The following is a 23,714-nucleotide window of genomic DNA, read 5'->3' as shown; positions in this document are numbered from 1 at the left end:
GTCCTGCAGGCGATGATCCTGACGGACAAGGAGAAGATGGTCCTGACCCCGACCTACTACGCGTTCCAGATGTATGCGCCGTTCCAGGATGCCAAGTCRCTGCCGCTGGCCATCAAGGACAACACCAGCTACACCCTGGGCGCTGTGACCATTCCGGGCGTGAGCGCTTCGGCGGCACGCGCCAAGGACGGCAAGGTGTACCTGGCGCTGGTCAACACCGATCCGTCCAAGGCGGTCGATGTCGCCGTCAACGTTGCGGGCACGAAGGTCAACGGTGCGGCTGGCAAGGTGCTGACCTCGGCCGCGATGGACGCGCACAACACGTTCCAGAATCCGCAGGTCATCAAGCCGGCGGCGTTCAGCGCGCGTGCCGCGGACGGCAAGCTGTCCATCAAGGTGCCTGCCAAGGCCGTGATGGTGGTCGTGCTGGAGGAGTGAAGGCGTCGCGCGCAAGCGCTTCGTGAAGTCATATTCGATCGGTGAAATTCTTTCGAAACCTGCGGCTCATTGACAGCCGAACGCCCGATTGAAGAACCACCTCGTGCTCTCCGCTGCTGTGAAGCTCTAGACCGCGAACCCTCTCGCGATTGACGATGATGGACCGGTGGATACGAACGAAGGTCTTTGCGTCCAGCTCTCGTTCTAGAGCGTGCAGGCTGCGGCGCAAGATGTGCGTCGCATTGCCCACGTGCAAGTATGCGTAGTAGTCGGCCGCCTCGATCCAGTCCACGTCTGCCGTGTTCAAGAACAAGGTCTTGCCCCGGTTCTTCACCACGAGTTGAGTCAATGGCGGGCGGTCCGCCGTCGGCTCTTGCGTGATCCGAAACTTGGCTCGCTGCAACGCGCGGTGAAATCGCGCGTCGTCGAACGGCTTGAGCAAATAGTCAAGCGCGCCTGCATCGAACGCGCGCAGCGCGTATTCGTCGTACGCCGTGACGAAGACGACGGCCGCGGGCATGTCCGAGCCCATCAGCTCGAGCACATCGAAGCCATCGCACTCGGGCATGTGGACGTCGAGAAAGAGAACGTCAGGTCTTGTGCGCCGCATCTCGGCAACGGCCGCTTGACCAGAGTCGCATTCAACGACGGCTGCCACATCTGGATCGGCACTCAGCAAGATCACAAGGTTACGCCGGGCGATCGCCTCGTCGTCGACCACCAGGATCCGCAGCGCCGCCATTCAGGACACCTGCAGGGGAAGCGTGACGACGACTTCGACGCCATCCTCTCCGGCGGGTTTGAGCGTCAGGCCGGACCGCTCGCCGTGAAGAATCCGCAAGCGTGCCCGCAAGTTCCTGAGGCCCACGCCGGTGCCCGTTGCAGCGAGATCCTCCTGCGTGAACGGTCCGTCGTTTGACACGGTCAGCCGCAGCATCCCCTGCCTGTCCTCGCCGACGATGCGAATGCCGCCGCCGCTCACTCGTTTGCAAATGCCGTGCTTGATGGCGTTCTCGACGAGAGGCTGCAACAGCAGGTTCGGCACCTTGGCGCCGAGCAGTTCGTTCGGGAGCTCCATGTTCACGACAAGGCGCTCGCCGAACCGAAGCTTCTGGATGTCGACGTAACGCTGCAGGTAGTCCACTTCCTCCGCCAACGTCACCTGCGCCCTGTGCGAATCTTCCGATGCGCGACGCAGGAATTCACTCAGTCCCACGACCATGTTGACTGCCGCGTCGTTGCGTCGGTCACGAACAAGGCCAGCGATCGTGTTGAGCGTGTTGTACATGAAGTGCGGCTCGAGTTGTCTTCGCAACGCCTCCAGCTGCGCTCTGGTCAGCTCTTCATTGAGTCGGGCAGCTTCTGTCACCTGCTTGGTGATGCGGTCCTTCGCGTCCACCAGATAGGTCACAGTCAATATCAGCGTGTAGGCGATGGTGAACGTCAATAGCTGGTAGACAAGCGACGTGCTCCACGTTTCCCCGAACGTCGGCCAGCGCTTGTTGCCCCACGGATTGAAGATCGTCTGGAGCCACGCATACCAGCATTCAGTGATCGTGCTGATGATGGCGAACGTTGCCAGATGCAGCGTGACGGTGCCTACGCTGGCTCTGCGAATGATCGGGTAGCGCAAGGCCAGCTGGACGACGAGTGGCGTCGCCAACGCCCATGGCAACCACAGGGCCAGTTCGATCAAGAACAGCGGCGCCCAGGGATGCGTTCTGCCTTCCAGGCGCATGATCGCCACGGTTTGACACGCGTCGAACAGCGCGCCGGCCGTCCAGGCTGCGGCGATCCAGCGCCAACGGCTCGAGGCTGCATACCGTCCCAAGGAGAGCATGCCGGCGACGATACCTTAGGCGTAATCAGCCTCCACGCGTTCTGCAGCGAACGGCGGCCGGCATGCAGGGAGCGGTCTGGCCTCGTCCCTGCGGACTGCCTAGACTGACTCAAGTCGCTGCGCACGGGCCCGGGCCCCCGAGAGGCACGCGGGGAGATCTCACACAACCAAAAGGAGATGGCAATATGAAACGATCGATGGCTTTGATTCTTTCATTCTGGTCGCTCGCGGTCGCTGCCTTGGCTGACACACCGGTTCCTCCTTCGACGCAGGCGGCCGTCGAGGAAATCAGGCAGCTAGGGAAAGAGATGGGGGATGCGATGGTGGCACTCGACATCGACAAGATTGACCAAATTTTTGGTGATGACTGGGTGTCGGTCGGATCATCCGGCGGCGTATCAACCAAGCGAATGCTCCTGAACGACGTCAAGACGGGCAAGAAGAGGCTTACGTGGTTCGAGCTGCGGCCGATCGATGTGCAGGTCTTCGGTGAAGTCGCCATTGCTCAGGGCAACGTGGCCGAGAAGAGATTCGTCGACGGTCGGGAGATCTATATGGAACTCGTCTATGCGGACATCCTGAAAAAGCGCGACGGCCGCTGGGTGGTCGTGCAAAGCATGGGTGCCAAGGTTCGGTAAGTGCGGGGATGTCGTTGCGAATGCGGATGAAGACCCGCTTCGCGTACGCCCATCAGCCTTGAGGCGCGCAACGACTCGCGCGGGCGCGAACCAAGCGTGTCCTCCAGCGGATCACAGTGCCATTACCGAGGCCCGCACGCGATGTCGGTGAGGACGACGAGGCGCGGCTTCGCGGGAGGCGCCTCGGGCGCGGCCGAAGTGCCTACCGACGGCATGAGTGCGCCGAGCAGCGGGGTGAATGCGAGTCTGAGCATGGATGGCGTCGTCACGGGTCAGCGACCGGAAGTCGCTGGGCCCGTCCTGCGTTTCAATGCGCCGGCTTGGCGATGCTCGGCGTCATGGGCAACGGCGATCATGGTCTGCCCGCCATCAGCGCGTGGGCCCGCCGTCAGCGCAGCGGCGTGATGCGCACCATGATCACGCCGTGAGGCGCGACCTTGCCGCCATAGCTGCCGCTGACGTTCTTCGTGACCTTCTTGCTCCACAGGTCCTTCACGTCGGCCTTCTGGTCGACGGGCAACTGGAGCAGCTCCCAAGCCACCTTTATGTTGGCCGGCGTCTTGCCGCGGTTGAACAGCACCACCGCGTGCTCACCGCCCGACAGCGGACGCACCCAGACCTCAAGATCGCCTTCCTTCAGCGTGCGGTGGCCTTGCTTGCCCAGTGGATCCTGGTCGACGGCGATGACGTCCTTGTTGGTGAGGAAGCGCAGCGTCTCGGCGTCCATCTTGGACAGGTCGTTGCCGGCGATCAGCGGCGCGGCCAGCCGCATGTCAAGGAGCCGGCGTCGGAGTAGAGGCCGAACGGGAAGAATTCCGCCGGCACGATGTCAAAGAATGCTCCACCACTGCACGACCCCGCCTGTGCACTGCCACTGCCGTACTTCCGCGCCGGGGATCTTCCCGCCGTTGAAGTCATCCAGGCAGAGGTTGCTGTTGCGGTTGACGATGTTGAGCTGGCCGCCGTCCGCGTTGACGAGGCGCCATTGCTGGACGGCCTGGCCGTTGCAGGTGGACTGCTGGATGGTGGAGCCGGGGGCGGTCTTCCCGTCGGTATCGTCAAGGCACAGGCCGCTCTTGACGTTGACGATGGCGACGTAGCCGTCGGCCGCAGGCACGATATTCCATTGCTGCGCCGCCGACCCGTTGCACGTCCACTGCACGACGGGCGAGCCGGCCGCGGTGGCCGAGTTGTAGTCGTCGAGACAGAGACCGTTGTACTCATTCTTGATCGCACGGCCCGCCAGCGTCGTGGAAGTGTCGGCCGCGTATTTCGCCGCGACCAGATTGGCCTGGACGGCGTTCTCGGTCGCGTCCGACGGATAGCCCGACGTCATCGCGCCCTCGTAGAACGTCCCCCGCCCCCCGTTGCTGTTGTCGCCGCCGATGCCCAGGACGATCGCACCCTCCTTGCTCATGGTCGTATACCCCCCGCCCGGGCGCACGCCGTCATAGAAGGTCGACAGCGAGCCGGCCTGTGTGTTGCCGCCGCGGATGGCCCAGTGGTTCGGCTCACCCTTGACGATGGCCGTGACGAATCGGCTGGTGATCGTGGGGTCATTCGCGTTGAGGTGCGGGTCGCGGCCCGAGAACAGGCCGTTCTCCAGGTCCGCCATGATCCAGGGGCCCGGGCCTGCTCCGGTGCCCCAGGCGGACTGGTTGCCGAAGTAGATCGTTTCCATGTGGCCATTGCCGGTGTCGTTCCCGCTCGGCTCGGCATTGCCGTAGTCGAAGCAGCATGCCGAGTTGAAATGCCACCCGTCGAGGGCCGCGTACATGCCTTCGGGCTGGTCGCCCACCGCGATGCCATTGGTGGCGTTGTTGCGGTAGCCGGTTCCTGGTGGGATGAAGACGCCATAGACCTTCTGGCCCGAGAGCGTCAACGGCGCCGCGTTGGCGACAGCGAGATTGTCGTAGCCGCCGGCCGCCGGCCCCTTGAAGAAGCCGGGGGGCGCCTGCGTGAGGTGGTTGTTGCGCCCCGATTGGTCGTAGATGACGCTGATCAGGCAGGTCGTGCCCGCACAGAAGGCGTCCTGCAGCGCCGCGTTGGCGATGCCGCTGGAAAGGGCGGTGACGTCGAGCGTCGCATTGTCCGATTGCCTGAGGACCTGGTACAGCGGACCCGTATAGGTCGAGAGCAGGACCCGCGTCGTGCTGTGCGCCGCGACGCACGGCGTGCCGCCGGCGGCGTAGATGTCGCAAGGCCCCTGCGCAGCCGAAGGCGCAGGTGTAGGGGCAGGTGCAGGTGCAGGTGCAGGTGCAGGTGCAGGTGCAGGTGCAGGTGCGTCGCCACCACCGCCGCCACAGCCCGCCACCAGGGTCGCGGTGACGATGGAGAGAACGGTGAGCTGTTTGCTGTACTTCATGGCGGAAAAGATGTGTGGTTCGTTGACTGTTATGGCGCGGCGGCGCTGATCACGGAGCAGGCATTGGCTCCTGCAGCCGCGGCTGTTCATTTCGTGCACAACTCGCTGATGGCGTTGGGGGCGGTGGCGACGATCAAGCCCAGCCGATAGGGCGGCTCGCCTCAGCCGGCGGCTGGATCAGGGGCTCGCCGGATTTCCATTCGAAAGCGCTGGCCTGGGCCGGCGACCCGCCGCCGACGGCGGGGGCGTCGTGTCGCTGCCTGCGCTGTTGCCGCCGCAACCTGCCAAGCCGACCGCAGGGACGCAAAGGGCGGCGAGTCGTTGACTGAACTTGTTCACAAGGAAAGGGGTCTGGTTCCTTGAAGGGCGGCCAGGGCGCCGCACCATGGCCGCGAGCCAACGGCAGGCTCAGCAGGTCCTTGCGGGCCACCCTTGGGCGAGTGGCCTGTCGCCCGACATCGCGCCAAGGTGCCAGGCAGCGGGACAGGCTTTAACGCTGTAAAACTGGGTCCGCCGCGGTTGGTGGCCCGGTCATCGGACACCATCCGCGGCGGGCTCACGGTGTCACCACCGTGATGTCATGACGTCACTTGGCGTTGTCGACGATGGTCTTGATCAAGTCCGGGAAGGACTGAGCGCTGGTCGAGCGATCGAACAGGCCCGTCGCGTGGTTGGTGGTGTAGCCCGGGTCCCACCATGTCGGCACGATGCCGTGCTGGTAGGCGGACTTGGTCACGTACTTGGTCCAGTAGGTGCGGTAGGTGCCGGCCGGGTCGTACTCGGTCCTCAGGATGGCGCCGTACTCGCCCATCAGCACGGGCATGCCGGCATCGACGAAGCGGGACTTCATCTTCTGGAACTGCGCGTCCACGTAAGCTTCGTGGGCCCAGGGTTCGGTTGCGGCCGGATTGGTCGCGATCGAACCCCACTGCCAGATGCCGCTCTTGTCGTTCAGCGCGAAGTTGAACGGATCGTAGAAGTGCACTTCGATGAACATCCGGTTCGTCGCCGGATCGGTGGGCTTGACGAAGCCGTCGTAGGTCGCGTTGATGTTGGTGTTGAAGCCCTGCACGACGAGATGGCGCTTGGCGTTGTTGCCACCCGTGGCCCGCACCGCGTTGACGAAGACCTGGTTGAACCCGTTCTGGACGGATTGGTACTCGGCCGTCGGCGGGTTGTAGTCGCCAGCGACCATGATCTCGTTGGTGCCGGCGAACAGCAGGTAGTCGTCGTAGTCCTTGAAGTTGTTGGCGATCTGCGTCCACATCCGGGCCAGGCGCGCGTTGGCACTGGCTTGGCGGGCGTAGGTCGGAATCAGCCAGTCGCCTTCGTGATGGGTGTTCAGCACGACATACAGGCCGGCGTTGCGGGCGTAACCGACGACCTGGGTGACGCGCGCCATCCAGCTCGGGTTGATGTTGCCGTCGGCGTCGGCGTACTGGTTCCAGGTGACGGGAATACGCACGGTCTTGAAGCCGGCCGCCTTCACCGCGTTGAGCAACTGCTGGCTCGCCACGGGGTTGCCCCAGGACGTTTCAGCCGGCACCGCGTCCAGCGTGTTGCCGAGGTTCCAGGCGGGGGACATCTGCTGCGACAGCTGGACGCTCGTCAGGTCGCGCATGGAGCCTGGCACGGTGATCACGAACGCCTGATTGCTCTTGGCGCCGCAGCTGTTGGTATACGTGGCGGTGGCCGTGCAGCTGGCAGTAGGCGTGATGGTCTGCTCGCGCGAGCCGCCCGCGGTGCCGCAGCCGCTCCACGTCCACATGCCGCCGGAGATCGGTTGCGGCCCCAGGATGGCCGAGCTGCCGGCGGTGACGGTGCCCGAGGCGGTCTGCGTCCACGTGCCATTGACGTTGACCCACGGCGTGACGGCGGTCGGCGCGCAACTGCTGCCGCGCGTGGCGGAGGCCGAGCCGGAGTTGTAGCTGCCGGCGCTGGTCGTGAACTTGACCCAGTACCAGTAGGGCGTGCCGGTGTTGGCCGAGCCGTCGGCGTAGCTCCTGGCGTTGGTGGCGGGTACGGCGATGCGGGTGCGGCCGTTGGGGTCGCTGTCCGTGTCGCGGTAGACCTCCAGGCGAGAGACGTTGCCGCTGACGGTCCAGCTGAGTTGGTTGTCGTTGGCCGAGCCGTTGGCGCTCAGGCAGACGGTGGCGCCGCCGCCGCTGCCGCAGCTTTGCGCCTGCGCGAGGGTGCCTGCGCTCGCGCCGAAGGCGAGCAGCAGTGCGGGTATCAAGGTTCTCATGTTCTACCTTTCAAGGTTGAAAAGTGCTCGGCCGGTTGTCTCCTCCGGTCACGAGCGTTGTGAAAGATGCAGCTTCAATGCATGGCTACATCCCGACGACATCGATGGACTGCCGGAGGCAGTGCCAGCACCAGGTCCTGCGGGCCAGGCTGGGCTCAAAACGGCGCGGGCAGGATGGCCCGCGGCTGCTCGACGTGGTGTGGGCGTGCATGGCGACCGCCGCCGGTCGATCCGGTCGGTCGGAGGCTTGGCAGGTCGGCGTGAGCACCATGCGAGGATTGATTCGACGCCGAATCATTCGGCGAAAAAAATTGCAGCAGTGCCGCGAGGTCATCTTAATTCGGTCGACAACCGAACTAATTAGGGGAAACCCATCGGCGCCGCTGCACCTGCTTACAGCTTCAGGAGATCGTCAGCATCGCGCCGCGCGCAGGGGCGATCAAAGTCCGGCCGGGAAGGATCTCGACGGGCAGGACGATATTGCGCGGGCCCTCGTACATCTGTCCACTGCGCTGCGCCTCGATCAATTGCATGAGGACGTTGACCGCCTGACGACCCATTTCGAGCAGGGGCTGGCGCACGGTCGTCATGCGCAGGGTGCGGGCCAGCAAGGTATCGTCAAAGCCAGCGATCGAAATATCCCGAGGCACGCTCAGCCCTCGCGCCTCCAGCGCTTCCATGCAACCGAACGCGATGGCGTCGTTGCCACAGAAGATGGCCTCGGGCAAGCGTTCACCGCGGTGGCCCTGCAGCCACGTCTCCATCGCCTGTCGGCCGCCCTGCACGGTGAACCAGGTACGGATCACATGGTCGGCAGCGACCTCTACGCCGGTTTCGGCATGCGCGCGCAAGAAGCCCTCGACACGGCGGTCCGCACCCTTGGTGTGCGGCGGCCCGCCCACGCACAGGATATGGCGATGGCCGAGTTCAAGCATGTGGCGCACGATGCCAAAGCCGCCCGCCTCGTCGTCCGCCTCGACGTTCACCTGGCCCTGCAGCTGCATGCCCGCATGGATCGTGACCAAGGGCGTATGGGGAGGCAGCCAGCTCGTGCTGTCATCTTCCAGATACGGCGCCAGAACGACCAGCCCGTCGACGCGGCCGTCGCACAGCGCGGGGATGCGCTTGGGCGCTTCTTCCCAGCCGCTGAGCGGGAAGACGCATGTCGCCTGCTCGGCCTCGGTCGCGCCCCGCACGACGCCATTGAACACCTCCAGGAAGTAGAGGTTGGGTTCCTCATTGGCAATGTTCGCGACGAAGCCGATGGCGTTGGCCCGTTGACGGCTGAGTGCGCGTGCCGTCGCGTTTGGCCGGTAGCGCAGGCGCTCCGCCGCCGCCAGCACCCGTTCGCGCGTCTCCATGGATACGCGCGTCGAGCCTTTGCCGGCGTTGAGCGCGCAGGAGGCCGCGACATCCGACACGCCAGCTTCTCGCGCGACGTCAGCGAGCGTGGGCAATCTGTGACGACGACTTTTCGTCGGCTGGGAAGGCTTGGGTGTCGAGGCGGACACTGACCGGCGGCGGGGTGAACGAGCGGCGCACTGTAGCACCGGGCCGTCCGCAAGCTCGGCGTCGCCACGGCTGGAAGTCGGCAGCAACCCGGTCCAGGACGCCCCTTCAACTTGCCCGCTTTCTTGGCAGGCGTCTTCCTGGCGACGCCAGCACGCGCGCTTGGACAGCACAATGTGAGCCTGGCGGTCACGCCCGCCACCCCGTCAACTCGCAACAATCTTCCCAGGACTGATGTCGATGATCTACGAACTGCGCGTCTATACGGCAATGCCTGGCCGGCTACCCGACGTTCTTGCAAGATTTCGCGATCACACCGTGGGCATCTGGAACCGGCTGGGAATTCATCAACTCGGATATTGGACGACGGCAGTCGGACCTGACAGCAACGCGCTCACCTACATGCTTGTCTGGGAGAGCATGGCCGATCGTGAGGTCAAGTGGAGCAAGTTTGTCGCCGATCCCGAATGGGTCGAGGTCAGAAAGGCGAGCGAGGCAGCAGGACCGATTGTTGCGAAGATGGACAACTCGTTCTTGGCGCCAACCTCTTTCTCGCCTGCGAAATAGTCTCGTCCGCGGCGGACGACACAGTGGGCCGGGACGCGGTATCAACGCCCAATGCCTCTTCAGTCTGGCCACCGCTTCAGGAACAGTTCAGCCGCAGGAAGGGAGCGTGATGCGCTCAAGCGTCGCTTCTGCCTGCGGCTTGGTCGTTGTCCAGCTGTAGTGCCGCAATCGCGTTGCGGCTTCCCCTCCAGCTCAGCGCATCACGATCAGCTGAACCCGCCGGTTCGTGCTGCGGCCTTCGCGGGTGTTGTTGTCGGCCAGGGGCGCAGATTCGCCGTAGCTGATCGTAGCCATGCGCGCCAGCGGCAGGCCGGCGCGAGACAGGTGCAGGCGCACGGCTTCGGCTCGCTTGAGGCCCAGTTGCTGGTTGATCGTGTCGCTGCCGGTCGCGTCGGTGTGGCCCTGGATTTCGATGAACACCGGCTGGTTGTCGGCCTTGAGCTTGGCGACGAGTTGATCGAGTTCCTGGCCAGCCTGCTCGGTGAGCTGGAAGCGGCCCGACTTGAATTTGACCTTGTCATCGGTCAGCACGGTACTCATCAGCAGGCCGGGCGGCTTGGGCAGGTTGTTGAAGGCCTGGGTTCGCGCTGCAGCCTCCTGCTGCAGAAGGGCCAGCATGCGTGCCTCGCTGCCCTGCAGCCGCCCATCCAGGGCCTTGAGGCCCTCGTCATGCGCCTGCACCCGGGTGCCGAGGCCGTCCACGCTGGTCTGCACCGGAGCGACTGTCTCTTTGACGAAATCCTTGGTGGCGCAAGCGCTCAGCAACATGACGCTGCTGGCGACGATCAGGGGCGAAAGTCTCGACATCGGTAGTCTCGTGGATAAGAAAGTGGTGCGAATGTAGGCAGTCCTTCACGGACAAACGTACCGAGCTGTGAGCAATCCTTGCGCCGTTAACCGGGCTGAACAAAGCCTTACCGTTCTGCGCTACGGCGCTACGGCGCTACGGCGCTACGGCGCTACGGCGCTACGGCGCTACGGCGCTACGGCGCGACGGGCATAGACCCATGTTGCGCAGGTGCTTGACCAGCAGCCCCCGCAGGGCACGCGAGCGGCCTGAGACTCAGCCCTGCACTGGCTCGCTGCGGTTGGCGCGCCAGCACAGGATCAGCTCTCGTGCCAGGGCAGGGAGTTCGCCTCGGCCGGCTCGCTTGGCGAAGCCGAAGCGCTCGCCAGCGTAGATGCGGTCATAGGCCATGCGTGACACATGCGCGGGCCAGCCCTGGGCGGCCATCAGCGCCGAGAAGCGCTCCAGCAGCTGCAGCTCGGCCTGCATCGGGCGTTCCTCGCAGGTCCACTGCTCCTCGATCACCAGCCGCACCGACCCCTCGGGGCAGCTGACGCGGCGTGGGCCGAAGCTGGGCAGCGGGAGCGAGCGGCGGTGGCGGCGGGATGTCATGGCCGCGAAGATAGAACCGCCGCACCTCAAACCCGTGCCGAAAAACACCGCTTCTTCGGCTTTCGACGGGCGCCGGTCGATGGGCGGCGCAAAAGGTGTGGGCTTGGTCACGGCCTGCGACAAGCATGCACTCAGCGGATCGCCGACACCCAGCGTTCGAAGCGCGGCGCCATCCGCCATCCGTCCTCGCCCAACCAGTCCGCCGCCACGATGACGTGATGGGCCCGACCGATCAGCTTCTCGCGCGGCACCGTGCCGATGAAGCGCGAGTCCTCACTGTTGTCGCGGTTGTCGCCGAGCAGGAAATACTGCCCTGCCGGCACGGTGAGCTCGGCGAAGTTGCGCCGCGCGCTGAGGGCCGGCAGGAACTGGACAGCATGGGGCCGGCCGTCAAGGTCCTCGGTGGCGCGCACCGCGTCAACGACCCAGCCGGGCGCCACCGCCTCGCCATGAGACTGGTTGCCGCTGTAGCTCAGCGGCGTTCCATTGAGGATCAGCACGTCGTCGCGCATCTCGACGCGATCGCCCGGCAGGCCGACGATGCGCTTGATCAGCCGCGTGCCGCCGGCCGGCGAACTCAGCGTGACGACATCGCCGCGCTGGGGCTCACCCAGCGGCAGCAGCACGACGTCGGTCAGCGGCAGCTTGAGGTCATATGCCAGGCGGTTGACGAGCACGACATCGCCTTCCAGCAGCGTCGGCCGCATCGAGCCCGAGGGGATGGGGTTCCAATCGGCCACCGCGGTGCGGAACAGCGCGAAGCTGAGCAGGAAGAGGATGAAGCCGCGGTTGTCGCGGAGGGTGCGTCGGAGGTTCATGACGGCCATGCTCGGGCCGATCTCCTGGCTTCGACCCGGCCGGCGGGCGAATGGCCGGCTGAAGTGGGCGAATGGCAGCGGCGCTGCGCGAATGGCGGGCGCGGCAGGCACGAGCGTGGCCGGGCGCGTCGATGGAAATCTGCCGATTCCGCGGCCTGATGCCTTCGGCTGCCCGCCGGCGGCGCCCTGACGTCAGGCCGGCGGATCCTTGGCCCGGGTGCGGGACACGGCCATCATGATGCCGACACCGGCGACGATGAGACAGGCGATGGCGACATAGGTGGCCGCCAGGCCGGCCGTGATCAGGGCCCAGGCCAAGCCGCCCAGCAGCACGGCCAAGCCGACGATATAGAGCAGGAAGGACATAGCAGCTCCTGTCAGGGATGGAGCGGCGCCCCACCTCGTCAGTGCACTTTAGTGAGGCGGCCCGTCGCGGATGGTCGGACGCCGTTGAAGCTGCCGGTAGGTGGCCTCCTACCGCGGCGCGGCTCTCGCTGCACAAGCTCGGGCGCGGGGATAGCGAGAATCCGCCTCATGACCATCCAATCCCCCAGCGTCTACATCAAGGACACGGGCACGACCAAAGGCCGCGGCGCCTATGCGTCACGGCCTCATGCCAAGGGGGAGACCGTCGAGGCCTGCCCTGTCGTGCTGTTCACCGGCTCCTACACGTCGATTCCCGAGGAGGTCAGAAAACTGCTCTTCAACTGGGGCGTGCTGGCTCACACCACAAGCGGCCATTGCCTGGCTCTCGGCTATGGCAGCATGTACAACCATGAGAACCCGGCCAATATGCGCTACGAGGCCGATGTTGAGCTGCGGCTGTTGCGCTTCGTGGCCATCCGCGACATTGCCGCCGATGAGGAACTCACGGTGAACTACAACGCCGTCGGCGGCGGCCATGTGTCTGAGCGGGACACCTGGTTCACGGGCCAGGGCGTCGAGCCCTACGCCGCTGAGAGCGACGCCTGACCTGCGCGTCAGCGCCCGGCCTTGCCCTCCGGCGCGTCCTGCGCCACCCAGCGCAATACTGCATCCAGCACTCCGCGCGCGGCCTGGGCCTGTGGGTGGTTGACGATGGCAACCAGCACCCAGCGCTTGCCCGAGGGCGCATCAACGATGCCGGCCAGCGCGACGACGTCGCGCAGCGAACCGGTCTTGAGATGCGCCCGCCCGGCCGCAGCGCCAAAGCGCCCGGGCTGGCGTGACAGCGTACCGTCCAGCCCGGCCACCGGTAGCGAGGCCAACAGCTCAGGCATCCAGGGCTGGCCCCAGGCCCAGCGCAGCAGCGCTGCCAGCTGGGCCGGGCTCATGCGCGTCTCGCGGGCCAGGCCGGAGCCGTTGACCACGCGGGTCGGTGGCGTCGTGCCGGCATGCGCGTCCAGCCAGGCCTGCAGCCAGGTTGCCGCCGCGTCGGGTGAGGGCGCGGGCACGCCAGCGGCGCGCGCGGTGCTGAGCAACACCTGCTGGGCCGTGAGATTGCTGCTGGCCTTGTTCATATCGCGCAGCGCCTCGGCCAGCGTCGGGCCGGGCCACAGCAGCGTGGGCGCGCTGGCGGGCGCTGGTGCGTCGACGATGGCCTCGCCGCGCCAGGCGATGCCGGCTTCGCGCAGCATCAGCGCCAGCAGCCGCGCCGGGTAGGTGGCCGGGTCGGGATCGGCCAGGGTCCAGGTCAGGTCGCCGCAGGCCGCCGCATAGCTGCCGGCAAAGCGCGGGCGCTGGCCGGCGGCCCATTGCAGCTTCAGCGCGCCGCGCCAGTCGCCGCAGGGCCCGGCCGTCGTCGGCACGGTCTGGGGTGGGTCCAACGCCGGGTCGGCGCTGATGCGGGCCTGCATGCCTTCGACGCGGATCGTGTAGCTGACCGCCTTGAAGTTCAGCAGCAAGGCCTCGGGCAGCGCATTGCCGACGCGCCAGGGCTCGTTGTCGAAGTCGCCGGGCTCGGCGGCGCCGGGCGTGAAGGCGCTGCGGTCCAGGCGCAGCGGTCCGCGCAATTCGCTGATGCCCAGGCGCTTCAGCACCCCCCAGACGCGCTCGGTGGACAGGCGCGGGTCGCCGCTGCCCTGGATGGCCAGGCCGCCGTCCTCAGTCAGCCAGACCGGCGTCTGCCATTGCCAGGCCGAGCCCAGGGTGTCCAGCGCCGCCATGCTGGTGACGAGCTTGGTCAGTGAGGCGGGGTTCAGTGGCATGTCTGGCTGCCAGGCCAGGCGGGGCCGGGGTTCATCCAGGGCCTGCACGAACACGCCCAGAGCGGTGGCCGGCACCTGGGCCTGGCGCAGCGCGACCTGGACCGACAGCGGCAATGGTTCCGCCGCCTGTACCCCCAGGATCCAACCCGCCAACACCCATCCCATCGCCTGTCTGCGCATGACCCGAAAGTTACACTGGGTTGATGCCCTCCCTCCTGGCTCTCGACAGCTCCACCGACACGATGGCCCTGGCCCTCGTGGCCGAGGGGCAGACTCGGGTTTTCGAGGCCCCGGGCGGGGCGCAGGCGTCGGCACGCATGCTGCCCGAGGTCAAGGCCCTGCTGGCCGGCGCTGGCATCGCGATGGCCGACCTGGACGCCATCGCTTTCGGGCAGGGCCCCGGCGCCTTCACCGGGCTGCGCACCGCCTGCGCCGTCGCGCAGGGCCTGGCCTTCGGGCTGGACCGGCCGGTGCTGGCCATTGACAGCCTGATGCTGGTCGCCGAGGACGCCCGTGCGCAAGGCGCCGGCGACGACCTCTGGGTGGCGATGGACGCGCGTATCGGCGAGATCTATGCGGCCCGCTACCGCTGGGCCGATGGCGCCTGGGTCGTCGTCGAAGCTCCCGCCCTCTACAAGCCCGAGGCGCTGGCCGCGCATTGGGGTACGCCCGCGGCCGTCGCCGGCACGGCCCTGACCGAATATGCCGTGGCCCTGGGCGTGTTGCCGCAGACCTGGCCGCAGGCCCGTTCGCGCGCTGAAGCCCTGGGTACCTTGGCCCTGGCCGCCTGGCAGCGTGGCGAGATGCGCGACGCGGCCGAGGCCCTGCCCGTCTATGTGCGCGACAAGGTCGCGCTGACGACGGCCGAGCGAGAACTCAAGTCATGAGCGCGTTGCTGGAGCGCAGCCTGCCGCCCTTCGAGGCCGAGGCCATGCGGGTGCCCGACCTGACCGAGATCATCGCCGTCGAGCGCCAGGCCTACCCGGTGCCGTGGACGCATGGCAATTTCGTCGACTCGCTGGCGGCCGCCTACCCGGCCGAGGTGCTGCGCGGGCCGCGCGCCGAGCTTTTCGGTTATTGGGTCGCCATGCCGGGCGTGGACGAGATGCACCTGCTCAACATCACCGTTGTGCCGGCCTGGCAGGGGCGCGGCCTGGCGGTGGCCATGCTGGACCGGCTGGTGGGCGAATGCCGCCGCCGCGGCCTGACGCAGCTGTGGCTGGAGGTGCGCGTCGGCAACGAGCGCGCTCGCGAGGTCTACCGCCGCTACGGCTTCGCAGAGGTTGGCAGGCGCCGCGCGTATTACCCGGTGCAGCAGGGGCCGCGCGAGGATGCCATCCTGATGAGTTTCTCGGTGACGGTATGAGCTGGGACCAGCGCCAGCGGGCCATGTTGGCCGAGATGGGTTATCGGCTGCCGGCTGCTTCGGCAGTGGCCGCCGAAGTCGTCGAAGCCGAGCCGGAGCCCATCGTCGTTGCCGCGCCGCCGCCTGTCATCGTGCGTGTGGCAGCGCCGTCGGCGCCGTCGAGCTTCGCCAACCTGGATATGCCGGCGCTGCGCGAGGCCGTCTCGAGTTGCCGGGCATGCGGCCTGTGCGAGCAGCGCCGCAACGCCGTCTTCGGCAACGGCGCCCTGCAGCAGGCGCAATGGCTGGTCGTCGCCGATCCGCCCGATGAAGGCGACGACGCCTCCGGCGAAGCGCTCGGCGGTGATGCCGGCCGGCTGCTGGACCGCATGCTGAGCGCCGCCGGCCAACGCCGCACGGGTGATGAAGCGACCGCCTTCGTGACCCCGATCGTCAAGTGCCGCCCGCCGCGCGGCCGCGCCCCCCAGCCCGCCGAGCTGGATGCCTGCGAGGCCGTGCTGGCACGCCAGGCCGAACTGCTGCGCCCGCGCGTCGTGCTGGCCATGGGCCTGCAGGCGGCGCGCCGGCTGACTGGCCTGACCGAACCCCTGGGCAAGCTGCGCGGCCGCGTGCACCGTTGGCGCGACCTGCCCGTCATCGTCACCTATCACCCGGCCTACCTGCTGCGCTCGCCTGCGGACAAGGCCGGCGCCTGGGACGACCTGTGTCTGGCCCTGCGGACGGTGAACGACTGATGAGCGCCGCGCCGGGCCGCCCCAAGCAAGCTCGCTCCCGCTTGGCGGGACAGGCCGTAGGCCGAAGGGTGCACCAGTGAGCTCACCCAGGGAACTCGACCTCGAGCGCCAGGCCCTGGACGCGGCGCGCTTTCGCATGCTGGCCGATCATGTGCCGGCCTGGATCGCGCTGTACGGTGCCGCCGACCATCGTTGCCTCTTTGCCAACCGTGGCTATGCCGAGGCCTTCAAGCTGACGCAGGACTCCATCGTCGGCAAGCACTTCAGCGAGATCGTCGGATCCGAGGCCTACGAGCATGTGCGCGTGTCGGTCGAACAACTGGTGCGCGATCTCAAGCCGGTCGTCTACGAGCGCGAGCTGATCCAGCCCGGCGGCAAGCTGTCCTTCCTCGAGATCCACCTGATTCCGCAGTTCGACAGCCAGGGCACGCTGCTGGGCAGCTGGGTCCTGGTCTACGACATCACGCGCCATCGCCTGGCCGAGCGCCGGCTGCGGGAATCGGAGGCCAGGCTCGACAAGTTCATGCAGGCCACGGTGGAGGGCATCCTCTTCCACCGCGACGGCATCATGACCGACGTCAACCAGCCCCTGTGCAAGATGTTGGGCTGGTCGGCGGACGAACTGATCGGCAAGCACGTGCTGTCCTATGTCGACGCCGACGAACTGCCCAAGGTCCGCGAGGTCATGTTGCGAGGGCAGGAGCTTCGCTACGAGACCGCCGTCACGCACTGCAACGGCTCACGCATTCCGGTCGAGCTCATCATGCGCACGATGGAGCGCGACGGCGAGCAGCTGCGCATGGCCGTCGTGCGCGACATCAGCGACCGCCTCGCCAACGAGGCGCGCATCCAGCACCTGGCCCATCACGATGTCCTGACCGGCCTGCTCAACCGCGCGGCCTTCATGGACCGCATGGCCCTGCAGATGCGCCGCGCCGAGCGCAAGGGCGAGATGCTGGCCCTGCTCTTCATCGACCTGGACAACTTCAAGCGCGTCAACGACTCCCTGGGACATCTCGAGGGCGACCAGGTGCTGACGACGGTGTCCGAGCGCATCGTCGGTGCGCTGCGCGACAGCGACCTCGTCGGCCGCTTCGGTGGCGACGAGTTCATCGTGCTGCTGAGCGACCTGACCAGTCGCGCCGACATCGTCGTCGTGCTGGAGGCCCTGCTGTCGGTCGTCGAAGTGCCCGTCAAGGCCGATGGCCGGGCGCTGTCGGTCACGCCCTCCATCGGCGTGGCCGTCTACCCGGACGATGGCCGGCAGGCGGATGACCTCATCCAGCATGCCGACACGGCCATGTACCTCGCCAAGGCCCGCGGCCGCGCGACCTACCAGTTCTTCGAATCCTCGCTGGCCGAGGCTGCCTACGCCGACATCGTGCTCGAAGCCGAGCTGGCCCAAGGCCTGACGCGCAACGAGTTCGAACTCTTCTTCCAGCCCCAGGTCGAGGCGACGACGGGCCAGCTGTCGGGCGCCGAGGCGCTGCTGCGCTGGCGCCACCCGCGGCGTGGCCTGCTGGCGCCGGACGCTTTCATCTTCGTTGCCGAGCGCCACCGCCTGATGCTCAATCTCGGCGAATGGGTGCTGCGCGAAGCCGCCGCAACGGCACGGCGTTGGCGCGAGAACGGCCTGACCCGCGGCCATGGCGCCATGCGCATCGCCGTCAACCTGTCGCGCATCCAGTTCCATCTCGATGGCTTTGCCGACACGGTCAAGCGCGTGTTGCAGGAGTCCGGCGCGCAAGGCCAATGGCTGGAGCTGGAGCTGACCGAGCGCATGCTCATCGACGACATCACGCATGCGCCGGCCACACTGGCCCAGCTGCGTGCTCTCGGGCTGACGGTGTCGGTCGACGACTTCGGCACCGGCTACACCTCGCTGGCCCACCTGACCGAGCTGCCGCTGGACAAGCTCAAGATCGACCAGGGCTTCGTCGCCCGCTTGCCCGACGATGTCGGTGCTCAGGCCATCACGCGGGCCATCGTGCAGATGGCCGTCGGCCTGGGCCTGACCGTCACGGCCGAAGGCGTGCGCACCGCGGCCCAGTGGCAGCTGCTGGCTGGCTGGGGCTGCCAGCAGTTCCAGGGCGAGCTGGTCGGCGCGCCGATGCCGCTGGCCGAGTTCGAAGCCTGGGTGAAAGCTCGATGAATGGCGCGGTGAAGCTCGCCGACAAGATCCATGCCGAGATCGCCGCAGCCGGCGGCTGGCTGGGCTTCGACCGTTTCATGAGCATGGCCTTGTACGAGCCGGGCCTGGGCTATTACGCCGGCGGCCGGCGCAAGTTCGGCCAGATGCCCAGCGAGGGCTCGGACTTCGTCACGGCACCCGAGATGTCGCCGCTGTTCGGTCGGGCGCTGGCCCGCCAGCTCGCTCAGGCCATGGACGCCAGCGGTTGCCGCGATGTCATCGAGTTCGGTGCCGGCTCGGGTGCACTGGCGGCCCAGTTGATCGCGGAGCTGGATGCACTGGGCGCGGGCCTGGCACGCTACGCAATAGTCGAGCTGTCGGCCGAACTGCGCGAGCGCCAGCGCGAACGCCTTTCGCATTGGGGGGGGCGCGTCGACTGGCTGGACGCGTTGCCCGCCGAACTGGAGGCCGTCGTCATCGGCAACGAGGTGCTGGATGCGATGCCGGTCCAGCTCCTTGCCTTCGACGGCCAGGTCTGGCGCGAGCGCGGCGTGGTCTCGGCGGGCGAGGGCTTTGCCTTTGAAGACCGCGCCAGCATGTTGCGCCCGCCGCTGGAGGCGGGCATGGTGCCGGGCACCGTCACCGAGATCCACCCGCAGGGCGAGGCCTTCATTGCGACCCTCGCCCGGACCCTGAAACGCGGCGCCGCCTTCTTCATCGACTACGGCTTCCCCGAAACCGAGTACTACCACCCGCAGCGCCACGGCGGCACGCTGATGTGCCACCAGGGCCACCTCGCCGATGCCGATCCGCTGGTGGCCGTGGGCGACAAGGACATCACGGCCCACGTCAACTTCACCGGCATTGCGCTGGCCGGCCAGGACGCCGGCCTTGTCGTGCTGGGCTACACCAGCCAGGCCAATTTCCTGCTCAACTGCGGTATCGCCGATCTGCTGCACGGGGCGAGCCTGGGCGAGCGCGCCATGGCCCACCGCCTGCTGGCCGAGCATGAGATGGGCGAGCTGTTCAAGGTGATCGGCTTCGCGCCGCTGAGCGGTACTTTCGATGCGCTCGGATTCAGTCGCGGAGACCGCTCGCACAAACTCTGAGGAGTTGTGAATGAAGGCTTGGTTGCTGCTGTTGCTCTGCGCCCCGGCGCTGGCGCAAGACCTCAATGTCGGCCGCAGTCTGGCGGCCACCTGCGCCAACTGCCATGGCCACAATGGCCGGCCACGCAGCCAGGCGATACCGCCGCTGGCTGGCATGAAGGCCGACGTGATGCTGGAGCTGCTGGCCGACTACCGCAGCGGTAGGCAGGCCGGCACCGTCATGCCGCAGATCGTCAAGGGTTTTACCGAGGAGCAGTTGCGCCTCGTCGCCGCCTACTTCGCCGTGCAGGCCAAGCCATGATTGCGCGGCGCCAGTTGGTCGTGGCCGGTGGCTTGGCGCTGGCGGGTTGTGCAACGCCATCGGGCCCGACTGCCCGAGTCGTTGTCGTCGGCGGCGGCTTTGGCGGCGCGACCGCGGCCCGCTATCTCAAGCTCTGGGGCGGCGCGGCGGTCGACGTCACCCTGGTCGAGCGCAACGAAGGCTTCATCTCCTGCCCGATGTCCAACCTCGTACTCGCCGGCGTGCGCGACCCGCTCAGCATCAGCCATGGCTATGCGGGCCTGGAGGCCCAGGGCGTCAAGCGCCTGCGCGGCGAGGTCGTGGGCATCGACCCCGCGGCCAGGACCCTGCAGCTGGCCGACCGCGGCACCCTGGGCTGGGACCGCTTGATCCTGTCGCCCGGCATCGACTTCATGAACGACGCCGTGCCCGGCCTCGCCGCCGCCTTCGACAGCGGCCGTGCCGTGCATGCCTGGAAGGCCGGCGCCCAGACGCTGGCGCTGCGCCGCCAGCTGCAAGCCCTGCCCGATGGCGGTGTCGTGCTGATGAGCATTCCCAAGGCGCCCTATCGCTGCCCGCCAGGGCCCTATGAGCGGGCCTGCCTGATCGCCTCGTATCTGCGTCGCGCCAAGCCGCGCGCCAAGCTGCTGGTGCTGGACGCCAACCCAGAGATCCAGAGCAAAAAGGCGCTGTTCGAGCGCGCCTTTGCGCAGCACCACGCCGGCGTGCTCGAGTACCGGCCGAATGCCGAGCTGAAGGAAGTGCTGGCCGACGGCACGGCGCGCTTCGAGTTCGAGGACGTCAAGGCCGATGTGCTGAACCTGATCCCGCCGCAGCGTGCCGGCGATCTGGCGCGCGACTTTGCCAACGTGAACCGCCGCTGGGTCGGCGTCGACTGGCTGACGATGCAGGCGCAGGCCGCGCAGGGCGTGCATGTCGTCGGCGACGCGATTTTCTCGGCGCCGGGCATGCCCAAGTCGGGCCATCTCGCCAACCAGCAGGCCAAGCTCGCGGCGGCGGCCGTGCTGCAGTTGCTCAAGGGTGAGGCGGTGAACCCGGCGCCGGTGGTGATGAACACCTGCTACAGCTTTGTCACGCCGACCGAGGCCATGCATGTGGCTTCCGTCCATCAGTACGACGCGGCAGAAAAGACGATGAAGGCGGTGCCCGGTGCCGGGGGCGTGTCGCCGGCCGCGACGTCGGCCGAGGCTGGGATCGCGCTGGCCTGGGCCGAGAACATCTGGGCCGACACGCTGGCGCTTGGCTAGGAGTCTGCGCGGCAGAGGCGTGGCCCGCGTTGAGGCAGGCAGGGGCGCAGGCAAGGCGCGAGGAGGCCGCGGGCTCGCGCCCGCAACGACGAGCAACGCCGCATGCGCCCCTGCCTGCCTCAACCCGAAGGGCCGGGGCGATTTGCAGGGCGCTGCGGCGTTGCCGGCTCGTTGTGGGTCCCGACCCACGCCTCGCCGGCGCCTTGCATCGCCCCGCAACTCGCCCCGGCGCGGGCCACGCCTCTGTCGCGCAGACTCCTAGGGGAAAAGCCCGCCGAGGTTGCCCAGCGTGGGTGCTGCCGCGCCAGGGCCGCGTGCGCCGGCCAGCGCCGCCCAGGCGGCACGCACGGCAGGGTCGTCGTCACGACCCGCGGCCTGGCGCGCCTCCAGCCAATGGCTGACGAGGTCGAGCGGGTGCCTGTCGGGCAGGCTGGCGGGCCGGGCCTGGCGCGCCTGTGCGAGCAGGGCAGGCGCCTCGGGCGAGCCTCGCAGCACGGCGGTCAGTGCCGCATCCAGGCGCGAGCCCCAGGCATGGACGCGCCCGACGCCGCGCACCTGGCTCAGCAGCTCGGCGCTGCGGGCCAGCTCGCCCCGGGTGCGGGCCAGCCGGCCCTCGACCTTGGCCAGCCGGCTGCCGGGCAGGGCGAGGGCGGGGGACAGTGGCTTGTCGCGCACGTGTTGCACGGCCTCGGCGGCCAGGGCCGGGTTGCCGGCGGCCAGGGCGGCATCGGCCACCAGCAGCAGGCTGCGGCCGCGCGGGCCGCCGTCCAGCGCGGCGGCCTCGGTCATCAGCGCGCGCAGGGCATTCAGGTCGGGCTGGCCCAGACGCGCCTGCGCGAGCAGCAGTTCGGCGCGGTAGATCAGCAGCGAGTCCGGGGCCAGGCCGTCGGCACTTGCGCCGTCCAGCAGCGCCTGGCGGGTGCGCACCTCCTGGGCATGGCGGCCCTGCAGCTGCAGCGCCTCGGCCCTGCCGGTAGCGGCTTGCAGCGCGAGGTCGTTGCCGGGGCCGAGCTTGCTGCGGATGTCGGCAAGCAGCGGCGCGGCGCGTGTGTCGATGCCGTCGAACAGCGCGTTCAGCGTCAGCATTGAAATCTCGCTGTGCGCAGCACCAGCACGGGCAGGGTCAGCCGCGGGTCGGTGCTGGCCCACATCGGCTGCGTCGCCCGTACGAGGTCCAGCGCCTCGGCCAGGCGGCCCTGGCGCTGGCGCAATACGCCGAGGTTCTGCAGGTAGTCGGCGCGTTCGTAGTCGTCGCCGGGGTGGAGCCTGTCGGTCAGCACGCGCACGCGTTCCAGCGCGCGTTCGGCGTCGTCCAGGCGGCGGACGTGCATGTAGTCGGCGGCCAGGATGAACTGCTGCTGGCGCACCGCCTCGCTGTCGGGGCCGAAACGGCGTGCCAGCGGCGCCGCGATCGGCTCCAGCAGCGCGATGGCATCGTCGTGGTTGCCCATGATCTGGTGCACCTGGCCCAGGCTCAGCCGGGCCTGCAGCACCGCCACTTCGTCCTCGCCATGCTGCTGGCGAGCCAGCGCCAGCCATTGCTCGCCCAGCGGCAGGGCATGGTCGAAGCGGTTCAGGGCCATGTAGGTGCGCGACAGCACCTCCAGCAGCCGTTGCCGCGTCGCGGGGTCGTTGGCGAACTCGTCCAGGCGGCCGCGGCTGTCGTCCAGCAGTTCAAGCACCGACGGCATGCGGCCCTGGCGGGGCAGGCTGCCGCCGGCGAGCAGCTCGGTGATGAAGCGCGCGACGCTGTCGTTACGCTGGCGTGCCAACTCGGCCTCGCGCCATTGCCAGCGGCTGGCGGCGATGCCGGCCGTCAGGGTGGCCAGCAGCAGGACGGACAGGCCGGCCAGCAGCGTGTGGCGGCGCAGCAGCAGGGCGGTGCGGTGCCGCAGGCTGAGGCGGCGCCTGGCCATCACGGGGCGCTGGGTCTGCCAGCGCCGCAGGTCCTCGATGAAGGCATGCACGCCGACATAGCGCTCGGCCGGGTTCTTGTGCAGGGCCTTGGCGGCGATGGCCTCGAGGTCGCCGCGGGCGCGCTGCGCGTCGCGCGGGCGTCCGGGGCCGTCCTCGTCATCGGGCGCGCCCAGCAACGCGGCGAAGCGATGCGGGGGCTGGTGCAGCACTGCGTGTTCCAGCGCCGCGCGGCTGTCGCCACGCGCACCGAAGGGCAGCCGGCCCGTCAGCAGCTCGAAAAGCATGACGCCCAGGGCGAAGACGTCCACCGCCGTGCCGGCGTCGCCGCTCTCGATGAGCTCGGGGGCTGCGTAGGCCGGTGTCAGGCCGGCGCGGGCCTCGTCCACGGCCTGACCGGGAGAGGCCGCCAGGCCGAAGTCCAGCAGCTTGGGCAGGCCTGCGGCCGTGACCATCACATTGGCGGGCTTGAGGTCGCGATGCACGACCAGGCGCGCATGAACGTATTCCACCGCCTCGGCCACGCGCAGCAGCAGCGTGACGCGGTCCGCCACGGTGGGGAGCTGGGCGCGCGCATGCTCGGCCAGCGGCAGGCCGTCGACGAGCTCCAGCACCAGGTAGGCATGGGGCGCCTGCACGCCGGCGTCCAGCAGGGCGGCGACGCCGGTGTGCGTGAGGCGGCCCAGCGCTGCACGCTCGCGCAGGAAGCGCCGCGCGACGGCAGGCGTCGCGCTGTCGCCGTGCAGCAGCTTGATGGCGGCGCTGGCCTGGTAGAGGCCGTCGGCGCGCTCGGCCTCCCAGACCTCGCCGAGGCCGCCGCGGCCGATGCGCCGCCACAGCACCCAGGCACCCAGCCGCAGGCCGGTCAACGTCGCGGCGTCGCCCGCTTCAGCCTGCACCACGCCCG

Annotated in this window: 24 protein-coding genes; 11 read left to right on the top strand and 13 right to left on the bottom strand. The window is 68.0% G+C overall.

Annotated features, from left to right (window positions below; genetic code table 11):
- Window positions 1-438, top strand: a 438-nt coding sequence (locus ASC91_RS07290) for an alpha-L-arabinofuranosidase C-terminal domain-containing protein (RefSeq protein WP_327082874.1), incomplete at its 5' end; no start/stop codon positions are given.
- A 28-nt stretch (window positions 439-466) separates the two neighbouring features.
- On the opposite strand, the gene ASC91_RS07285 is transcribed toward ASC91_RS07290, so the two are convergent.
- Entirely contained in the window at window positions 467-1,180 is a 714-nt protein-coding gene (locus ASC91_RS07285; protein WP_056194476.1) for a LytTR family DNA-binding domain-containing protein, read from the bottom strand.
- Window positions 1,181-2,278 (bottom strand): sensor histidine kinase, encoded by a 1,098-nt coding sequence (locus ASC91_RS07280; RefSeq protein WP_056194474.1) that lies wholly within the window; start codon window positions 2,276-2,278, stop codon window positions 1,181-1,183.
- Between the two features lie 185 nt (window positions 2,279-2,463).
- Here ASC91_RS07280 and ASC91_RS07275 point away from each other — a divergent pair, with 185 nt between their 5' ends.
- On the top strand, window positions 2,464-2,916 hold the full coding sequence (locus ASC91_RS07275; protein WP_162247748.1) for a nuclear transport factor 2 family protein: 453 nt from the start codon (window positions 2,464-2,466) through the stop codon (window positions 2,914-2,916).
- 388 nt (window positions 2,917-3,304) lie between these two features.
- Here the strand turns inward: ASC91_RS07275 and ASC91_RS07270 are convergent, their stop codons facing one another.
- The 4 genes from ASC91_RS07270 to ASC91_RS07255 all read right to left on the bottom strand — a co-directional run bounded on the left by ASC91_RS07270 (window position 3,305) and on the right by ASC91_RS07255 (window position 8,983).
- A complete protein-coding gene (locus ASC91_RS07270; protein ID WP_056194469.1) occupies window positions 3,305-3,688 on the bottom strand; it encodes a hypothetical protein in 384 nt (127 codons plus the stop codon).
- Window positions 3,689-3,745: 57 nt separating this feature from the next.
- Window positions 3,746-5,371 (bottom strand): arabinofuranosidase catalytic domain-containing protein, encoded by a 1,626-nt coding sequence (locus ASC91_RS07265; protein WP_200955239.1) that lies wholly within the window; start codon window positions 5,369-5,371, stop codon window positions 3,746-3,748.
- 496 nt (window positions 5,372-5,867) lie between these two features.
- Window positions 5,868-7,526, bottom strand: coding sequence for a glycoside hydrolase family 5 protein (locus ASC91_RS07260; RefSeq protein WP_056194466.1), 1,659 nt, complete (start codon window positions 7,524-7,526; stop codon window positions 5,868-5,870).
- A gap of 401 nt (window positions 7,527-7,927) precedes the next feature.
- A complete protein-coding gene (locus ASC91_RS07255) occupies window positions 7,928-8,983 on the bottom strand; it encodes a LacI family DNA-binding transcriptional regulator (protein ID WP_157281266.1) in 1,056 nt (351 codons plus the stop codon).
- 292 nt (window positions 8,984-9,275) lie between these two features.
- Here ASC91_RS07255 and ASC91_RS07250 point away from each other — a divergent pair, with 292 nt between their 5' ends.
- Complete coding sequence (locus tag ASC91_RS07250; protein WP_056194493.1) at window positions 9,276-9,602, top strand: NIPSNAP family protein; 327 nt, start codon at window positions 9,276-9,278, stop codon at window positions 9,600-9,602.
- A 192-nt stretch (window positions 9,603-9,794) separates the two neighbouring features.
- Here ASC91_RS07250 and ASC91_RS07245 read toward each other — a convergent pair whose 3' ends face one another.
- The 4 genes from ASC91_RS07245 to ASC91_RS29975 all read right to left on the bottom strand — a co-directional run bounded on the left by ASC91_RS07245 (window position 9,795) and on the right by ASC91_RS29975 (window position 12,185).
- Window positions 9,795-10,409 (bottom strand): OmpA family protein, encoded by a 615-nt coding sequence (locus tag ASC91_RS07245; protein ID WP_056194458.1) that lies wholly within the window; start codon window positions 10,407-10,409, stop codon window positions 9,795-9,797.
- Window positions 10,410-10,665: 256 nt separating this feature from the next.
- Window positions 10,666-11,001, bottom strand: coding sequence for a hypothetical protein (locus ASC91_RS07240; protein WP_157281263.1), 336 nt, complete (start codon window positions 10,999-11,001; stop codon window positions 10,666-10,668).
- 131 nt (window positions 11,002-11,132) lie between these two features.
- On the bottom strand, window positions 11,133-11,819 hold the full coding sequence (gene lepB / locus ASC91_RS07235) for a signal peptidase I (protein WP_157281260.1): 687 nt from the start codon (window positions 11,817-11,819) through the stop codon (window positions 11,133-11,135).
- 192 nt (window positions 11,820-12,011) lie between these two features.
- On the bottom strand, window positions 12,012-12,185 hold the full coding sequence (locus ASC91_RS29975; RefSeq protein WP_056194453.1) for a hypothetical protein: 174 nt from the start codon (window positions 12,183-12,185) through the stop codon (window positions 12,012-12,014).
- A gap of 168 nt (window positions 12,186-12,353) precedes the next feature.
- On the opposite strand from ASC91_RS29975, the gene ASC91_RS07225 reads away from it, so the two are divergent.
- Window positions 12,354-12,791 (top strand): SET domain-containing protein-lysine N-methyltransferase, encoded by a 438-nt coding sequence (locus ASC91_RS07225; protein ID WP_056194450.1) that lies wholly within the window; start codon window positions 12,354-12,356, stop codon window positions 12,789-12,791.
- Between the two features lie 8 nt (window positions 12,792-12,799).
- Here ASC91_RS07225 and dacB read toward each other — a convergent pair whose 3' ends face one another.
- Complete coding sequence (gene dacB / locus ASC91_RS07220) at window positions 12,800-14,170, bottom strand: D-alanyl-D-alanine carboxypeptidase/D-alanyl-D-alanine-endopeptidase (RefSeq protein WP_235531879.1); 1,371 nt, start codon at window positions 14,168-14,170, stop codon at window positions 12,800-12,802.
- Window positions 14,171-14,208: 38 nt separating this feature from the next.
- On the opposite strand from dacB, the gene tsaB reads away from it, so the two are divergent.
- From tsaB to ASC91_RS07185, 7 genes are all read left to right on the top strand, one after another.
- Window positions 14,209-14,892, top strand: a complete 684-nt coding sequence (tsaB, locus tag ASC91_RS07215) for a tRNA (adenosine(37)-N6)-threonylcarbamoyltransferase complex dimerization subunit type 1 TsaB (protein ID WP_056194444.1) — start codon at window positions 14,209-14,211, stop codon at window positions 14,890-14,892.
- Window positions 14,889-15,371: a ribosomal protein S18-alanine N-acetyltransferase gene (rimI, locus tag ASC91_RS07210; protein ID WP_056194441.1), complete on the top strand. Its 483-nt coding sequence runs from the start codon at window positions 14,889-14,891 to the stop codon at window positions 15,369-15,371. Before tsaB ends, rimI begins: the two co-directional genes overlap by 4 nt.
- Window positions 15,368-16,105 carry a uracil-DNA glycosylase gene (locus ASC91_RS07205; protein ID WP_056194438.1) on the top strand — a complete coding sequence of 246 codons (738 nt, stop codon included), beginning with the start codon at window positions 15,368-15,370 and terminating at the stop codon, window positions 16,103-16,105. The genes rimI and ASC91_RS07205 overlap by 4 nt, the downstream gene beginning before the upstream one ends.
- A 76-nt stretch (window positions 16,106-16,181) precedes the next feature.
- Window positions 16,182-18,257: a bifunctional diguanylate cyclase/phosphodiesterase gene (locus ASC91_RS07200; protein ID WP_056194435.1), complete on the top strand. Its 2,076-nt coding sequence runs from the start codon at window positions 16,182-16,184 to the stop codon at window positions 18,255-18,257.
- A complete protein-coding gene (locus ASC91_RS07195) occupies window positions 18,254-19,345 on the top strand; it encodes a class I SAM-dependent methyltransferase (protein ID WP_056194432.1) in 1,092 nt (363 codons plus the stop codon). The genes ASC91_RS07200 and ASC91_RS07195 overlap by 4 nt, the downstream gene beginning before the upstream one ends.
- Window positions 19,346-19,355: 10 nt before the next feature.
- Complete coding sequence (locus ASC91_RS07190) at window positions 19,356-19,646, top strand: c-type cytochrome (RefSeq protein ID WP_056194428.1); 291 nt, start codon at window positions 19,356-19,358, stop codon at window positions 19,644-19,646.
- Window positions 19,643-20,893, top strand: coding sequence for an NAD(P)/FAD-dependent oxidoreductase (locus ASC91_RS07185; protein ID WP_056194427.1), 1,251 nt, complete (start codon window positions 19,643-19,645; stop codon window positions 20,891-20,893). The genes ASC91_RS07190 and ASC91_RS07185 overlap by 4 nt, the downstream gene beginning before the upstream one ends.
- Before the next feature lie 258 nt (window positions 20,894-21,151).
- Here ASC91_RS07185 and ASC91_RS07180 read toward each other — a convergent pair whose 3' ends face one another.
- Entirely contained in the window at window positions 21,152-21,979 is an 828-nt protein-coding gene (locus tag ASC91_RS07180) for a hypothetical protein (protein WP_056194424.1), read from the bottom strand.
- Entirely contained in the window at window positions 21,973-23,709 is a 1,737-nt protein-coding gene (locus tag ASC91_RS07175) for a serine/threonine-protein kinase (RefSeq protein WP_056194421.1), read from the bottom strand. Before ASC91_RS07175 ends, ASC91_RS07180 begins: the two co-directional genes overlap by 7 nt.
- Window positions 23,710-23,714: the final 5 nt, after the last annotated feature.

This window comes from Pelomonas sp. Root1237, assembly GCF_001425055.1.
GTDB lineage: Bacteria > Pseudomonadota > Gammaproteobacteria > Burkholderiales > Burkholderiaceae_C > Pelomonas.
Note: the sequence above shows the minus strand (reverse complement) of the source record. Positions and strands in the feature narration are given on the sequence as shown.

Coding starts and splice junctions, on each gene's coding strand:
- ASC91_RS07285 (WP_056194476.1), bottom strand. CDS start 1,180: ATGGCGGCGCTGCGGATCCTGGTGGTCGACGACGAGGCGATCGCCCGG.
- ASC91_RS07280 (WP_056194474.1), bottom strand. CDS start 2,278: ATGCTCTCCTTGGGACGGTATGCAGCCTCGAGCCGTTGGCGCTGGATC.
- ASC91_RS07275 (WP_162247748.1), top strand. CDS start 2,464: ATGAAACGATCGATGGCTTTGATTCTTTCATTCTGGTCGCTCGCGGTC.
- ASC91_RS07270 (WP_056194469.1), bottom strand. CDS start 3,688: ATGCGGCTGGCCGCGCCGCTGATCGCCGGCAACGACCTGTCCAAGATG.
- ASC91_RS07265 (WP_200955239.1), bottom strand. CDS start 5,371: ATGAACAGCCGCGGCTGCAGGAGCCAATGCCTGCTCCGTGATCAGCGC.
- ASC91_RS07260 (WP_056194466.1), bottom strand. CDS start 7,526: ATGAGAACCTTGATACCCGCACTGCTGCTCGCCTTCGGCGCGAGCGCA.
- ASC91_RS07250 (WP_056194493.1), top strand. CDS start 9,276: ATGATCTACGAACTGCGCGTCTATACGGCAATGCCTGGCCGGCTACCC.
- ASC91_RS07245 (WP_056194458.1), bottom strand. CDS start 10,409: ATGTCGAGACTTTCGCCCCTGATCGTCGCCAGCAGCGTCATGTTGCTG.
- ASC91_RS07240 (WP_157281263.1), bottom strand. CDS start 11,001: ATGACATCCCGCCGCCACCGCCGCTCGCTCCCGCTGCCCAGCTTCGGC.
- lepB (WP_157281260.1), bottom strand. CDS start 11,819: ATGAACCTCCGACGCACCCTCCGCGACAACCGCGGCTTCATCCTCTTC.
- ASC91_RS29975 (WP_056194453.1), bottom strand. CDS start 12,185: ATGTCCTTCCTGCTCTATATCGTCGGCTTGGCCGTGCTGCTGGGCGGC.
- ASC91_RS07225 (WP_056194450.1), top strand. CDS start 12,354: ATGACCATCCAATCCCCCAGCGTCTACATCAAGGACACGGGCACGACC.
- dacB (WP_235531879.1), bottom strand. CDS start 14,170: ATGGGATGGGTGTTGGCGGGTTGGATCCTGGGGGTACAGGCGGCGGAA.
- tsaB (WP_056194444.1), top strand. CDS start 14,209: ATGCCCTCCCTCCTGGCTCTCGACAGCTCCACCGACACGATGGCCCTG.
- rimI (WP_056194441.1), top strand. CDS start 14,889: ATGAGCGCGTTGCTGGAGCGCAGCCTGCCGCCCTTCGAGGCCGAGGCC.
- ASC91_RS07205 (WP_056194438.1), top strand. CDS start 15,368: ATGAGCTGGGACCAGCGCCAGCGGGCCATGTTGGCCGAGATGGGTTAT.
- ASC91_RS07195 (WP_056194432.1), top strand. CDS start 18,254: ATGAATGGCGCGGTGAAGCTCGCCGACAAGATCCATGCCGAGATCGCC.
- ASC91_RS07190 (WP_056194428.1), top strand. CDS start 19,356: ATGAAGGCTTGGTTGCTGCTGTTGCTCTGCGCCCCGGCGCTGGCGCAA.
- ASC91_RS07185 (WP_056194427.1), top strand. CDS start 19,643: ATGATTGCGCGGCGCCAGTTGGTCGTGGCCGGTGGCTTGGCGCTGGCG.
- ASC91_RS07180 (WP_056194424.1), bottom strand. CDS start 21,979: ATGCTGACGCTGAACGCGCTGTTCGACGGCATCGACACACGCGCCGCG.